The sequence below is a fragment of the Mesorhizobium sp. M4A.F.Ca.ET.020.02.1.1 genome, from assembly GCF_004022645.1.
Taxonomy (GTDB): domain Bacteria; phylum Pseudomonadota; class Alphaproteobacteria; order Rhizobiales; family Rhizobiaceae; genus Mesorhizobium.
The window spans coordinates 1-472 of sequence record NZ_RZOI01001382.1; the positions used below are offsets into that span (position 1 = coordinate 1).

Sequence of the window (472 nt, forward strand, 5' to 3'; positions counted from 1 at the left end):
AAATCGCGTTGCGCCGATCGGCGGGAATACGTGCGCGGCCTCGCCGACCAGCGCAACGCGATTTTGCGCAAAGCGGCCCGGCGAGGCGGCCGATAGCGGATAGACCTGCCTGCCGGGTTCGACGGTGACGCGCCCCAGCATCGACTGCATCTGCTCTTCGACGCGTTGCGAAAGCGTCGCGTCGTCGAGCGCCGCCAGTTCCGTCGCCGTCTCCGGCTTCACCACCCAGACAAGACTGGAACGGTTGCCGGGCAGGGGAACCTGCGTGAACGGGCCTGTCTCGGTGTGGAATTCGGTCGAGGTGAAAGCGTGGTCGCTGCGGTGGCTGAAATTGAGAACCAGCGCCGCCTGTGGATAGGACCGCACCGATGCGGCAATGCCCGCCGCTTCGCGCGCCGGCGACAGGCGCCCGTCGGCGGCGACCGCCAGCGAGGCGGAAATCTCGCTGCCATCGGCGAGCACGGCATGGGCA

1 protein-coding gene is annotated in these 472 nt (G+C 68.0%); it reads right to left on the minus strand.

Going from position 1 to position 472, the window contains the following annotated elements:
* Window positions 1-472, minus strand: a 472-nt coding sequence (locus EN742_RS37260; protein WP_189375782.1) for an FAD-dependent monooxygenase, incomplete at both ends; no start/stop codon positions are given.